Below are 12,937 nucleotides of genomic sequence, written 5' to 3'. Positions count from 1 at the left end.
GAGGACGGCGCACCGTCCCGCGGTTGACGGAGCCGTCAGCCGCGGGACGGTGCGCCGTCCTCCGCGGCCCGGCCCCCGCGACCGGTGGCCAGCCACAGCGCCCCGCCGAGAGCGCCGAGCGCGGCGGTGAGCAGGAAACCCCGGTCGGTCCCCGCGCCGGGCAGCACGACCAGCACCCAGAAGACCGCGAGGCCGGTCAGCCCGCCCGCGGCGATCCGCCACCCCGTCCGGGCGCCCAGCCGCCGGCCGAGACCGAGAGCCCCGGCGAACGCGGCCAGACCCAGCACGGTGCAGGCGGTGGCGAAGGCCGACCACAGCGGGATGGCCGACCACGCCGACGCGGTGCCGAACCGCAGCGACAGGCCGAGCTGCAGCAGGACCAGGGCGAGCGCCACCAGGCCGGCGCCCACCAGCGGGGCGCGGTCCCGCGGCGCGCGCGGCTGCTCGGCCGGTGCCTCCTCCGCCGCGGCCGGGGGAGCGGTCGGCCCGCCCAGCCCGGGCAGCCCCGGAACGAAGTCGACCGGGCCCGTCGGCTGGGCGGCACCGGCCGGCGCCGGGCCCGGTTGCACCGCGGTGGCGCCCGCCGGCGCCGTGGCCGGGCCGGTCTGCGCCGGCGGGCGGACGGGTGCGGACGGCGGCGGGAGCTGCTGCACCGTGGTCGGGGTGCCGGAGACCGGCGCGGGGATCGGGATCTCCTGGGTCGACGACGGCGAGGGACCCGCGCCCGCGGCGGGGGTCTGCTGTTCGGACGGCGTGCTCACGGGTGCCTCCAGGTCGGGCTCCGGCGGGACCACCGGTCGGCGGCGGTGCGCCCCGCACGCTAGCCGCGGCGCGGCCGGCCGTCCGCGCGCCACCCGGAGGGACGCGCACCTGCGTCTGCCGCCCCGGCCCTTCGCCCCTAGGGTCGGGCCGTGGTCACGCGCGCCGGAATCGTCGTCACCGGGACCGAGGTCCTCACCGGCCGGGTGGCCGACCGGAACGGCCCCTGGCTGGCCGAGCAGCTGCGCCGCCTCGGCGTCGACGTCGGCCACGTCGTCGTCGTGGGCGACCGGACCGAGGACCTGGTGGCCGCGCTCTCCTTCCTCGCGGGCACCGGCGCGGATCTGCTGATCACCACCGGCGGGCTGGGCCCCACCGCCGACGACCTCACCGCGCAGGTGGTCGGCGGGTTCCAGGGGCGCGAGCTCGCCGTCGACCCGACCCTGGAGGAGCGGATCGGCCGCATCGTCGAGCGGCTGATGGCCCGCCGGGGCTGGCGGTCCGACCCGGCGTCGACCGCGGCGGGCGTGCGGAAGCAGGCCCTGGTGCCCGAGGGCGCCACCGTGCTCGAGCCGGTCGGCACCGCACCCGGCCTCGTCGTCCCGCCCGCCGCCGGCCGCACGGGGCCGCCGGTGGTCGTGCTGCCCGGCCCGCCGGGCGAGCTGCGGGGCATGTGGCCGGCCGCGCTCGCCGCCGGGCCGACGCGGGAAGCGCTGACGGGTGCCGCCGAGCTGCGCCAGGAGACCCTGCGGCTGTGGGGGACGCTGGAGGCCCAGCTGGCCGCCACGCTGCGCGAGCTGGAGCCGGAGCTGGGCGGTCTGGAGATCACCACCTGCCTCCGCGAGGGCGAGCTGGAGATCGTGACCCGGTTCCCGGCGGCGGCCCAGCCGGCCTACGACCGCCTCGCGGCGCAGCTGGGCGAGCGGTACGCGGCCACGCTCTTCTCCACCGGCCCCACCCTGGACGAGCTGGTCGCCGGCGCGCTCGCCGACCAGGGGCTGACGATCGCCGCCGGCGAGTCGTGCACGGGCGGGCTCCTGGTCGCCCGGCTCACCGAGCGGCCCGGCTCCTCCGCCGCCGTGCTGGGCGGGGTGACCGCCTACGCCGACGGCGCCAAGGAGGCGCTCCTCGGGGTCCCCGGCGCGCTGCTCGCCGAGCACGGGGCGGTCAGCCCGCAGGTGGCCCGCGCGCTGGCCGACGGCGCCCGTGCCCGCTTCGGCGCCGACGTCGGGGTGGGCATCACCGGCATCGCCGGGCCCGGCGGCGGCACGGACGCCAAGCCCGTGGGGACGGTGCACCTCTGCGTCGTCGGGCCCGACCGGGTGGAGGAGCGCTCGCTCGCCGTCCCGGGCAGCCGCGCGGCTGTGCGGGAACGCTCCGTCACGATGGCGATGCACCTGCTCCGCTCCCTGCTGCTGGGCGGCCCGCCGGCCTGACGCGGCAGGTGTCCGCCCCGGCCGGCGCGGGCACCTCCCGGCGGTGACGACGCTGACCCTGCACGCGACCGGGACCGCCCCGCCGGCGGAGGTCTGGGAGCGCTACGCCGTCCCCGCCCGCTGGCCCGGCTGGGCACCGCAGATCACCGGGGTGGATCTGCCGGCCGACCGGCTGACCCCGGGCGTCGCCGGCCGCGTGCGCGGCCCGCTTCGGATCGCGGTGCCCTTCACGGTGGAGGGGGTGGACGAGGCCGCCCGCCGGTGGTCGTGGGTGGTGGCGGTGGGGCCGCTGCGGCTGCGGCTGCTGCACTGGGTGGCGGCGGGCCCCGACGGCGGGACGACGACCGGGCTGCGGATCTCCGGGCCGGCGCCGCTGGTCCTGGCCTACGCGCCCGCGGCGCGCCTCGCCCTCGCCCACCTCGTGCGCGCCTGAGCTCCGCCGGCCGGTCGCGCGGCTCGATTACCGTGCCGGCATGGCCGCCACCCACGAGGTCACCAACCAGGTCCCGCCGCTGGTCGGGCACGACCCGATCGCCGGGGACGCCGCGCTGGCCGACGCCTGCCGCCGGCACGCCGACGGGACCACGCTCGCGTCGCTGGCCGAGCTCGGCCGGCTGGCCGGCAGCGAGCAGGCGCAGGAGTGGGGCCGGCTGGCGAACGAGAACCCGCCGCGGCTGCGCACCCACGACCGCTACGGCCACCGCGTCGACGAGGTGGAGTTCCACCCGGCCTGGCACGAGTTGATGCGCACGGCCTTCGAGCACGGCCTGGCGGGCGCCCCGTGGGCGGACCCGGCGCCGCACGCGCACGTCCGCCGTGCCGTCGGCTACCTGGGGTGGACGCAGGTCGAGATGGGCCACGGGTGCCCGACCACGATGACCTACGCGGTCGTGCCCGCGCTCCGGCGGGCGCCGGAGCTGGCCGCCCGGTACGAGCCGGGGCTCACCGCGCGGGCCTACGAGTTCGGCCTCGCCGAGCCCAGCGCGAAGCGGGGCCTCGTGGCGGGCATGGGCATGACCGAGAAGCAGGGCGGCTCGGACGTCCGGGCGAACACCACCCGCGCGGTCCCGCAGCCCGACGGCAGCTACCGGCTCACCGGCCACAAGTGGTTCACCTCCGCACCGATGAGCGACCTCTTCCTGGTCCTAGCCCAGCTCGACGAGGGGGTCTCCTGCTTCCTCGTGCCGCGGGTGCTGCCCGACGGCAGCCGCAACGTCTTCCGGCTGCAGCGGCTCAAGGACAAGCTGGGCGACCGCGCCAACGCCTCCAGCGAGGTGGAGTTCGACGGCACGACGGGGTGGCTGGTCGGCGAGCCCGGGCGGGGCGTCCCGGCGATCATCGAGATGGTCAACATGACCCGGGTGGACTGCGTGCTCGGGTCGGCCGCCACGGTCCGGGCGGCGCTGACGCAGGCCGGCCACCACACCCGGCACCGGCGGGCGTTCGGCGCGCTGCTGGCCGACCAGCCGCTCATGCAGAACGTGCTCGCCGACCTCGCCGTGGAGAGCGAGGCCGCGACCGCGCTGGCCATCCGGCTGGCCGCGGCGGTGGACGGCGGCGAGGCCGCGTTCCTGCGCCTGGCCGGCGCGGCCGCCAAGTACTGGGTCTGCAAGCGCACGCCGGGGGTGGTCGCGGAGGCGATGGAGGTGCTCGGCGGCAACGGCTACGTCGAGGAGTCCGGGCTGCCGCGGCTCTACCGGCAGGCGCCGCTGAACTCCATCTGGGAGGGGTCGGGCAACGTCATCGCCCTCGACGTCCTCCGGGCGCTGGGCCGCAGCTCCGAGTCGCTGGCCGCGGTCACCGCCGAGCTGGAGCTGGCCCGCGGCGCCGACCGGAGGTTCGACGACGCGGTGAAACGGCTGCACGCCGAGCTCGGCGATCCCGACCAGCTGCCCTTCCGGGCCCGCCGGATCGCCGGTTCGCTGGCGCTCTGCCTGCAGGGGTCGCTGCTCCTGCGCCACGCGCCGACGGCGGTCGCCGAGGCCTTCTGCGCCGCCCGCCTGGGCGGGGAGGCCGGCGGCGTCCTCGGCACCCTGCCCGCCGGCACCGGTGTGGCGGAGATCGTCGGCCGCTCCACGGTCGCCGCCCCCTGAGGAAAGCGTCGCGGGCTACTACTCTCGGGGACGGCTCCGGTGCTGCCCGTCGTCCTCGCGAGCGGTCCCTGCCCCCCGGCGTCCGCGGGAGCGGACCGGACGAACCACTGGAAACGAGAGCGGGCAGCGTGCAACCAGGCGACGACCGGCCCCCCGAGGGCCGGCCCGACCCGTTGAGCGGCGTCCCCGACGCGGTCTACCGCCTGGACGGGCAGGGGCGCTTCGCCTACCTGAACGCGGCCGCCGAGCGGCTGCTCGGGCACCGGGCCGAGGAGCTGCTCGGCCGGGACGCCCGCGACGCCTTCCCCGCCCTCCGCGGCTCCCTGGCGGAGGAGCAGTACCGCCAGCTGCTCGCCGACGGCCGGGCGCGCGAGTTCCAGTTCTTCTACGAGCCCCGGTCGCGCTGGTACGAGGTGCGGCTGTTCCCCGACCCCGCCGGGGCGGCGGTGCTGTTCCGCGACATCGACGTCCGCCGGCGCACCGACCAGGAGCGCGACGACCAGCTCCGCGGCCTCACCGCGGTGCTGGAGGCGCTGCCCTCGCCCACGGTGCTGGTCGGCCCCGACGGGAGGATCGTCTCGGCGAACGGGGCCTGGTTCCGCAGCGGCGAGGAGCTGCTGCCCGAGATCTCCTGGCCCGGCCGCCCGGGGGAGGACTACCTGACCGTCATGACGCGTGGCCTGGCGCCGGCGGAGCACGAGCGGCTCGCCGAGGGGCTGCGCGGGCTGCTGGCCGACACCGCGGCCTCCGACGGCCGGACGTTCGCCTTCGAGTACTCCTGCCCGACGCGCCGGGGGGTCGGCTGGTTCCACCTCCAGGCGACCCGCGTCGACCGCGAGGGCCGCGTCGTCGTCACGCACAACGACGTCACCGACCAGGTGCGGGCCCGGGACGACCTCCTGTGGAGAGCGCAGCACGACGACCTGACCGGGCTGCCGAACCGGGCGCGGCTGCTCGAGCTCACCGGTGAGGCGCTGGCCGACGACCACCACGGCGGCGTGGCGCTGCTCGTGGTGGACCTCGACGCGTTCAAGACCGTCAACGACTCGCTGGGGCACCAGGTCGGCGACGAGCTGCTGCGGCTGGTCGCCGGCCGGCTCTCCGAGCAGGTCCGCCCGGGGGATGCCGTGGCCCGCCTGGGCGCCGACCAGTTCGTCGTCCTCGCGCACGGCTGCGACAGCGCCGAGGCCGCGGCCCTGGCCTTCCGGCTGCAGTCGGCGTTCGGCCGCCCCTTCGCCGCCGGTGAGATCTCCGTGCCGCTCAGCGCCAGCATCGGCGTGGCGGTGGCGCGACCCGAGGTCCGCGACGCCCACCACCTGCTCAGCGACGCCGACGCCGCCATGTTCGCCGCGAAGAGCTCCGGCCGGGACCGGGTGCACCTGTTCTCCCCGGCGCTGCGCGAGGCCGCCCGCTGGCGGCTGGAGGTCGCCACCCGCCTGCGCGGGGACGCCATCGACCAGCTGGTGGTCCACTACCAGCCGGTCGTGCGCCTCGACACCGGCCAGATCGAGGGCGTGGAGGCGCTGGTGCGCTGGCAGCACCCCGAGCGCGGGCTGCTCTCCCCGGACACCTTCCTCTCCGTGGCCGAGGAGACCGGGCAGATCATCCCGATCACCCGCTGGCTGCTCCGGGAGACCACCCGCAAGGCGGCGGAGTGGGCGGCCGGGGGTCTGGCGCTGCGCATGTCGGTGAACGTCAGCGCCCGGCACTTCTCCGCGGAGACGCTGGTGCGCGACGTGCGGCTGGCCCTCCAGGACTCCGGCCTGCCGCCCGACCAGCTCGTGCTGGAGCTCACCGAGACCAGCGTGGCCGAGGACCCGACCCGCGCGGAGGACCAGCTCTCGGTGCTGCGCGGGTTCGGCGTCCGGGTGGCGATCGACGACTTCGGCACCGGGTGGTCGTCCCTGGCGCAGCTGTTCGCGCTGCCCATCGGGACGCTGAAGATCGACCGCTCGCTGCTCGCCGCCGCCGAGCGGGTCGCCGCTGGCGACACCGGCGCGGTGCTCGCCGCGATCGTCGGGCTCACCCGCACGCTGGGCATCCGCTCGGTGGCCGAGGGGGTCGAGACCCCCGACCACCTGCGGATGGTGCGCCAGGCCGGCTGCGACCTCGCGCAGGGCTGGCTGCTCGGGCACCCGATGCCCGCCGAGCGGCTGCCCGGGTGGGTGCGCGAGGTGCAGCAGGCCGGCGGGGACCTGTGCGCGCTGGCGATGGCGGGCCGCGCCGTCCCCGTGCGCGGGTGAACCTCCGCCGCCGCGCCACCGCGCCCGCCGGGCCGCCCCGCGCCGCCGAGCCCGCCGGATCCGGTGCGGTGCCGCCCGCGGGCGCAACCGTCGTCGTCCCCGGGCAGACTGTGCCCGTGCTGGACACCTCCGCGGCCGTGACCGAGCCCACCGAGCAGCCGGCCGGCGACGACCGGTCGCGTCCCGCCCTGGACCTGCTCATCTGGGACGCCCCGAACATCGACATGACCCTGTCGACGGTGATCGGTGCCCGGCCGACGGCGGCCTCCCGGCCGCGCTTCGACGCCATCGCGGCCTGGTTCGTCGAGGGCGCCGGCGATCCGTCCTCCTCCGACGCGCCGGACGTCGAGGCGTGCGTCTTCGCCAACATCCCGCCGCAACCGGGCTCGCTGCAGCGCTGGGTGGAGGCGCTGCGCGGCTTCGGCTACTCGGTCTTCGCCCGGCCGAAGAGCCAGCCCGACGACGACATCGACCAGGACATGCTCGACCACATCGCCGTCCGGGCGCACAGCCACCGGCTGCGGCGGCTGGTGGTCTTCTCCGGCGACGGTCGCAACTTCGCCGAACCCCTGGAGGACCTCGCCAGGCACGGCACGGAGGTCGTCGTCGTCGCCTTCAGCGAGGTCGCCGGCTACGCGATCGGCTCGGACCTGCTGCAGTTCATCGACATCGAGGACGTCCCGGGCGCCTTCGTCGAGCCCCTCGACCGGGTCCGCCTCGACGCGCTCCCGCCGGACGGTGCCTGGCTGCGGCCGACCCGCAGCCTGCGCGACTTCGTGGCCGGGTTCACCGCGCGCCGGGGCGGCTGACCCCGCCGCTGACCTGCGCGGATGCCACCTCCTCACCCCTACGGGTGGTCCGGGCCGCAACTGCTCAGGAAACCGGGCGGGGTGCCGATCGCAGAACCGTGCCGTTCTCGATCTCCCAGCGCCTGCTGGCCGTGCTGCGCCGTGGCGACGTGCTCCCGTCCCCGGGGCCCGTCGCCGCCGGGGGCCGGTCGCCACGGGGCCGTGCCGCCGTCGCCGAGCTGGCCGCCGCCGTCCCCGGGCTGGCCGAGGAGCGGGCCGAGCGGGCCCGGACGGCCGGGCTGCTCGTCGGCTGGGTCGCGGTGGTCACGGTGCCGCTGTGGGCGGTCGTCGACCTGGCCACCGAGAGCAGCAACGCCGGCACCTTCCTGGCGGTCCGGCTGCTCTGCGAGATCCCGATGCTCCTGGCGCTCGTCGCGCTCGGCCGGCTGCCGCTGGGCCGCCGCCGGCCCGAGCTGCTCACCTTCTCCGTCCTCGCCGTCGTGCAGGCGGAGGTGGCCTGGATGGTGACGCGCTCGGAGGACCCGCGCTACCACCTGCTCGGTCTCACCCTCGCCATCTACGGCAGCGGCTGCGTCATGGTGGCCCGCCCGCGCTGGACGGTCGCGCTCGTCGCCGTCTCCTGGGCCGCTCTCGGGCTGGCCTCGGTCAGCGCGGACGACGGCCTCTCCCCGGGCGACCTCCTGGCGGTCACGGTCTACCTCGCCACCGCGTCGGTGATCGCGGTCCTGGCCCACCTGCGGCGCTACGCCCTCGACACCCGCGAGCTGCACACCCGGGTCCGCCTGGAGCGCGAGCAGCAGCGGACCGGCGCGCTCCTGGCCCAGCTGGAGCGGCTCAGCCACGAGGACCCGCTCACCGGCCTGGCCAACCGCCGCCGGTGGGACGCCGAGCTGGCCGAGCTCTGCACGCGGACCCGCCAGCGGGGCGACGTCCTCAGCGTGGTGCTGGTCGACCTCGACCACTTCAAGGACGTCAACGACCGGTACGGGCACGCCGGCGGGGACGCCGCGCTGCGGACGGTCGCCGGGCTGCTGTCGGCCCGTGTGCGCGGCGGGGACCTCGTCGCCCGCCTCGGTGGCGACGAGCTCGCCGTGCTGATGCCCGGCGCCGACGCGGAGCGCGCGACCGCGGTGGCCGAGGAGCTGCGGCGCGAGGCGCGGCTGCTCCGCCCCCCGGGTCTCGGGGCCGCGCGGCTGAGCCTCTCCCTGGGCGTGGCGACGGCGACCGGCGCCGACGCCTACCCCCGCGAGCTGATGTCCCGGGCCGACGAGCAGCTGTACCGGGCCAAGACCACCCGCAACGCCGTCGGCGCCGGACCCGTGCCCCCCGGCACGCCGGAGCCGCGGCCGGAGCCGCAGCCCGCCGGCTGACCGGGACCGGTCCGGTCCGGCGCGTCGCCGGTGCCTGCCGCCGGACGCCCGCCCCGGCGGTTACCGTTCCCCGGCGGTCGGGCGGTGCCCGGCCGCGCACCACCGATGAGCGGAAGAGGACCATGAGCAGCGTTCCCGGCGCCGACCACCCGGCGGAGCAGACCGAGGTGGAGGTGCGGCTCTCCGGTACCGACGTCGCCGTCAGCGCCCGGGTGGAGGTCGTCCACGAGGGCGTGATCTCCGTCCGCCCGTCCGCGAGCGAGTTCGTCGACGGCTCGGTCGTGAAGCCCGGTGACGCCGTCGAGGTCTACTGGCGCAGCGACAACGGCCACCGCGTGCTCCCCGCCGACGTCCTGGACGTGCAGGAGGGCGCGGTCGTGCGCTGGCGGCTCACCGCCACCGGGCCGGCCGAGCACAGCCAGCGCCGGGCGGCGGTGCGGGGCCGCGTGGTCGTGCCCGTGGAGGGCGGCCTGGGCGCGGTCGAGCTCACGGGCGAGACCATGGACGTCAGCGAGGCCGGCATGCGCGTCCACTTCGAGGGCTTCGGCATCCTGCCCGACGTCGGGACGACGATGGCGCTGACCGTCCGCTTCGAGGACGGGCCCCTGGTGTGCCGGGGCGAGGTCATCCGCGTCCAGGCGCGGGGCGCCCGCTGGCTCATGAGCATCCGCTTCCTCGACATCGAGGAGCGGGAGCAGGACCGGGTGCGCCGGCGGGTGTTCCAGGCGCTGCGCGAGGAGCGCGCCCGCCTGGCCGAGTGACCGGTCGGGGGAACGGCGGGTAGCCGGGCGTGCCGCGGGGCAGAGGAGCAGGCGTGATCCCGTCGCCGCCCCGTCTGACCGAGGCCCTCTCGGCGCTCCGCGACCAGGTCGCCGCCGTCCCCCTGGCGCTGGTGACCGCGGGCCGCGACGACGCCGTCCGAACGGCCCGCGGCGTCACCGACCAGATCGACGACTACCTGCTGCCCCGGCTGCGCGACCTGGACGCCCCGCTGCTCACCGTCGTCGGCGGCTCCACCGGCGCCGGCAAGTCCACGCTGGTCAACAGCCTCGTCGGCGCCCCGGTCACCACGGCCGGCGTGCTCCGCCCGACCACCCGCGCCCCCGTGCTGGTGTGCGCCCGCGTGGACGCCGCCAGCTTCTCCGGGGACCGCGTGCTGCCGGGCCTGGCGCGGGTCACCGGCGGCGACGGCGGGCCCGGCACCCTGCAGCTGGTGGTCCGGGACGACGTCCCCGCGGGCCTCGCCGTGCTCGACGCCCCCGACGTCGACTCGGTGGTGACCGCCAACCGCGACCTGGCCGGCCAGCTGCTGGCCGCCGCCGACCTCTGGGTCTTCGTCACGACCGCGGCCCGCTACGCCGACGCGGTGCCCTGGGACCTGCTGCGCACGGCCGAGGAGCGGGGGACGGCGCTGGCGGTCGTGCTGGACCGCGTGCCCCCGGAGGCCGCCGCCGAGATCTCCGCCGACCTCGCGGCCATGCTGCGGGACGCCGGCCTCGCCTCGGCCCGCCTGTTCGTCGTCGAGGAACGCCCCCTCGAGGACGGCCGGCTGCCCGAGGACCAGGTGGCGCCGCTGCGGGGCTGGCTGCACGGGCTGGCCGCCGACCAGGAGCAGCGCGCCGCCGTCGTCCGGCAGACCCTCGCCGGTGCGCTGGACAGCCTCCAGCAGCGGACCGCCGCGGTCGCCGCGGCGGTGGAGGAGCAGCGGGTCGCGGCCGGGGCCCTGCACGACGCGGCGGCGGCGGCGTACGACGCGGCGCGCGACGGGGTGGACCAGGGGGTGCGCAGCGGCAGCCTGCTGCGCGGGGAGGTGCTGGCCCGCTGGCAGGAGTTCGTGGGCACCGGGGAGTGGATGCGCAGCCTGCAGAACCGGGTCGGCCGGGCGCGCGACCGCGTCGCCGCGGCGCTGACCGGGCGCCCGGCGCCGGCCGAGAGCCTGCAGGGCGCGCTGGAGAGCAGCGTCGAGCAGCTGCTGCGCGCCGAGGCCGACCGCGCCGCGGAGCGGACCGTCACCGCCTGGCGCGCGCTGCCCGCCGGCCCGGGGCTGCTGGGCGACCGGGAGCGGGAGCTCGCCGCCGCCTCCCCCGACTTCCCCGAGGCCGCCGCGGCGCAGGTGCGGGACTGGCAGGGCACGGTGCTGGACCTGGTGCGCAGCGAGGGCGCCGACAAGCGCTCCCGGGCGCGGCTGCTCTCCTGGGGCGTGAGCGGGACCGGCGCGGTGGTGATGGTGGCGGTGTTCGCCCAGACCGGGGGGCTGCTCGGCGGGGAGGTGGCCGTCGCGGGCGGCACCACCGCCGTCGGCCAGCGGGTGCTGGAGGCCGTCTTCGGCGACGCCGCGGTGCGCTCGCTGGCGGAGCGGGCCCGGGCGGACCTGGGCGAGCGGTCCGAGGCGCTGCTGCGGTACGAGCAGGACCGCTTCGACGCGCTGGTGGAGGCCGTCGCCCCGCCACCGCGGGCGGCCGAGGAGCTGCGGGCGGCGGCCGCTTCGCTCGTCGAGGCACGCGGCGCATGAGGCGGTCGGAGGTCGCGCTGGCCGACCGGCTGGCGGCGTTGCGGGAGGCCGTCGAGGTGGCCGACGGCCGGCTGGCGGCCCCGGAGGTCGCCCGCGCCCGGGCGGTGCTGGCCAAGGCCGGCGCACGCGAGGCGCTGGGCGACGCCACGGTCGTCGCGCTGGCGGGGGCCACGGGGAGCGGCAAGTCCACGCTGTTCAACGCCCTGTCGGGCAGCGAGGTGAGCACCCCGGGGGTGCGCCGCCCGACGACCGGCGTCGCGCACGCGACGGTCTGGGGGGCGGCCGACGACGGGACCGACCGGCTGCTGGACTGGCTGCAGGTGCCGCGCCGCCACCGCCGGGAGCCCGAGCCGTCGCTCGAGGGCCTGGTGCTCCTCGACCTGCCCGACCACGACAGCGTCCGGCTGGAGCACCGGCTGGAGGTGGACCGGCTGGTGGAGCTCGTCGACGTCCTGGTCTGGGTGCTGGACCCGCAGAAGTACGCCGACGCCGCCGTGCACGAGCGGTACCTGGCCCCGCTGGCCGGGCACGCGGGGGTGCTGCTCGTGGTGCTCAACCAGGTCGACCGCCTCGACGAGACCGCCGCGCGGGCCTGCCTGGCCGACCTGCGGGGGCTGCTGGACCGGGAGGGGCTGGGCGCGACCCCGCTGCTGGCGGTGTCCGGGCGCACCGGGGACGGGCTGGCGGAGCTGCGCGGCGAGCTGGCGCGGCGGGTGCGCGCCCGCCGGGCGGCCGGTGAGCGGCTGCTGGCCGACGTCCGGGGGAGCGCCGCGGAGCTGGCCGTGCACTGCCCGGAGGCTGCCCCCGGGCGGTCGCGGCGCCGGGGGCGGGCGGCCGGCGAGGACCCCGCCCGCGAGCCGGCCGACGACCTCACCGACGCCCTGGCCGCTGCGGCCGGCGTCCCGACCGTGGTGGCCGCGGTGGAGCGCTCGACCCGCCGCGAGGGCACCGGGCGCACCGGCTGGCCGCCGGTCCGGTGGACCCGCAAGCTGCGTGCGGACCCGCTCGAGCGGCTGCACCTCGGCGACGAGCGCGCCCGCACGTCCCTCCCGCCGGCGGGCGCGGTGGAGGGGGCGCGCATGGCGACGGCCGTGCGGGCGGCCCGCGACGCCGTCGGGGAGGGGCTGGCGCCGGCGTGGCGCGACGAGCTGCGGCGGACGGCGGAGGTCTCGGAGGAACGCCTCGCCGACGCGCTGGACCGCGCGGTGGGGGGTGCCGAGTTCGGGTCCGACCGGGTGCCGCTCTGGCAGCGGGCGGCCGCCGGGCTGCAGTGGCTGCTCCTGGCCACCGCGCTGGTCGGTGCGCTGTGGCTGCTCGCGCTGGTCGGGTTGGGGTTCCTCCAGCTCGACGACGTCGTGCCGCTGCCCCGGGTCGAGGGCATCCCGCTGCCCACGCTGCTGCTGGTCGGGGGGTTGCTCGCAGGGCTGCTGCTCGCGCTGCTGTGCCGCCCCCTCGTGGCGTGGCGGGCCCGGCGGCGGGGGAGGGCAGCCGAACGCCGGTTGCACGCGGCGGTGCGGGAGGTCGCCGACGAGGAACTGCTCGCCCCGATGGCGGAGGTGCGCGCCGACGCCGACCGGTTCTGCGCGGCGGTGGCCCGCGCCGCCCGCTGATCGGTGCTCGGACGCCGATCAGCGGGCGGCGATGCAGCAGGTGGGCGGCTCAGCGGCTCTTCGGGTCGGGTGGGGCTTCTTCGTCGGTCCAGGGTGGGTCGGGTT

Annotated in this window: 10 protein-coding genes; 9 read left to right on the top strand and 1 reads right to left on the bottom strand. The window is 77.8% G+C overall.

The window, feature by feature from the left end:
• Positions 1–35 precede the first annotated feature (35 nt).
• Complete coding sequence (locus E9549_RS20950; RefSeq protein WP_236828527.1) at positions 36–761, bottom strand: hypothetical protein; 726 nt, start codon at positions 759–761, stop codon at positions 36–38.
• 150 nt (positions 762–911) lie between these two features.
• On the opposite strand from E9549_RS20950, the gene E9549_RS20945 reads away from it, so the two are divergent.
• From E9549_RS20945 to E9549_RS20905, 9 genes are all read left to right on the top strand, one after another.
• Positions 912–2,195: a competence/damage-inducible protein A gene (locus E9549_RS20945; protein ID WP_236828526.1), complete on the top strand. Its 1,284-nt coding sequence runs from the start codon at positions 912–914 to the stop codon at positions 2,193–2,195.
• A gap of 43 nt (positions 2,196–2,238) precedes the next feature.
• On the top strand, positions 2,239–2,628 hold the full coding sequence (locus E9549_RS20940; protein ID WP_236828525.1) for an SRPBCC family protein: 390 nt from the start codon (positions 2,239–2,241) through the stop codon (positions 2,626–2,628).
• 40 nt (positions 2,629–2,668) lie between these two features.
• On the top strand, positions 2,669–4,288 hold the full coding sequence (locus E9549_RS20935) for an acyl-CoA dehydrogenase family protein (RefSeq protein WP_236828524.1): 1,620 nt from the start codon (positions 2,669–2,671) through the stop codon (positions 4,286–4,288).
• A 173-nt stretch (positions 4,289–4,461) separates the two neighbouring features.
• Positions 4,462–6,531 (top strand): bifunctional diguanylate cyclase/phosphodiesterase, encoded by a 2,070-nt coding sequence (locus E9549_RS20930; protein ID WP_236828523.1) that lies wholly within the window; start codon positions 4,462–4,464, stop codon positions 6,529–6,531.
• A 116-nt stretch (positions 6,532–6,647) separates the two neighbouring features.
• The gene (locus tag E9549_RS20925) at positions 6,648–7,340 is read left to right on the top strand and encodes an NYN domain-containing protein (protein WP_236828522.1); all 693 of its coding nucleotides are present in this window, start codon (positions 6,648–6,650) and stop codon (positions 7,338–7,340) included.
• Positions 7,341–7,438: 98 nt separating this feature from the next.
• Entirely contained in the window at positions 7,439–8,710 is a 1,272-nt protein-coding gene (locus tag E9549_RS24350; RefSeq protein WP_236828521.1) for a diguanylate cyclase, read from the top strand.
• A gap of 122 nt (positions 8,711–8,832) precedes the next feature.
• Positions 8,833–9,471, top strand: coding sequence for a flagellar brake protein (locus E9549_RS20915; protein WP_236828520.1), 639 nt, complete (start codon positions 8,833–8,835; stop codon positions 9,469–9,471).
• A 53-nt stretch (positions 9,472–9,524) separates the two neighbouring features.
• Complete coding sequence (locus E9549_RS20910) at positions 9,525–11,222, top strand: GTPase domain-containing protein (protein ID WP_236828519.1); 1,698 nt, start codon at positions 9,525–9,527, stop codon at positions 11,220–11,222.
• On the top strand, positions 11,219–12,832 hold the full coding sequence (locus tag E9549_RS20905) for a GTPase (protein ID WP_236828518.1): 1,614 nt from the start codon (positions 11,219–11,221) through the stop codon (positions 12,830–12,832). Before E9549_RS20910 ends, E9549_RS20905 begins: the two co-directional genes overlap by 4 nt.
• Positions 12,833–12,937 lie beyond the last annotated feature (105 nt).

The organism is Blastococcus sp. MG754426, assembly GCF_021699055.1.
In the GTDB taxonomy this organism is placed as follows: domain Bacteria; phylum Actinomycetota; class Actinomycetes; order Mycobacteriales; family Geodermatophilaceae; genus Blastococcus.
This window is presented reverse-complemented; position numbering and strand designations above follow the sequence as displayed.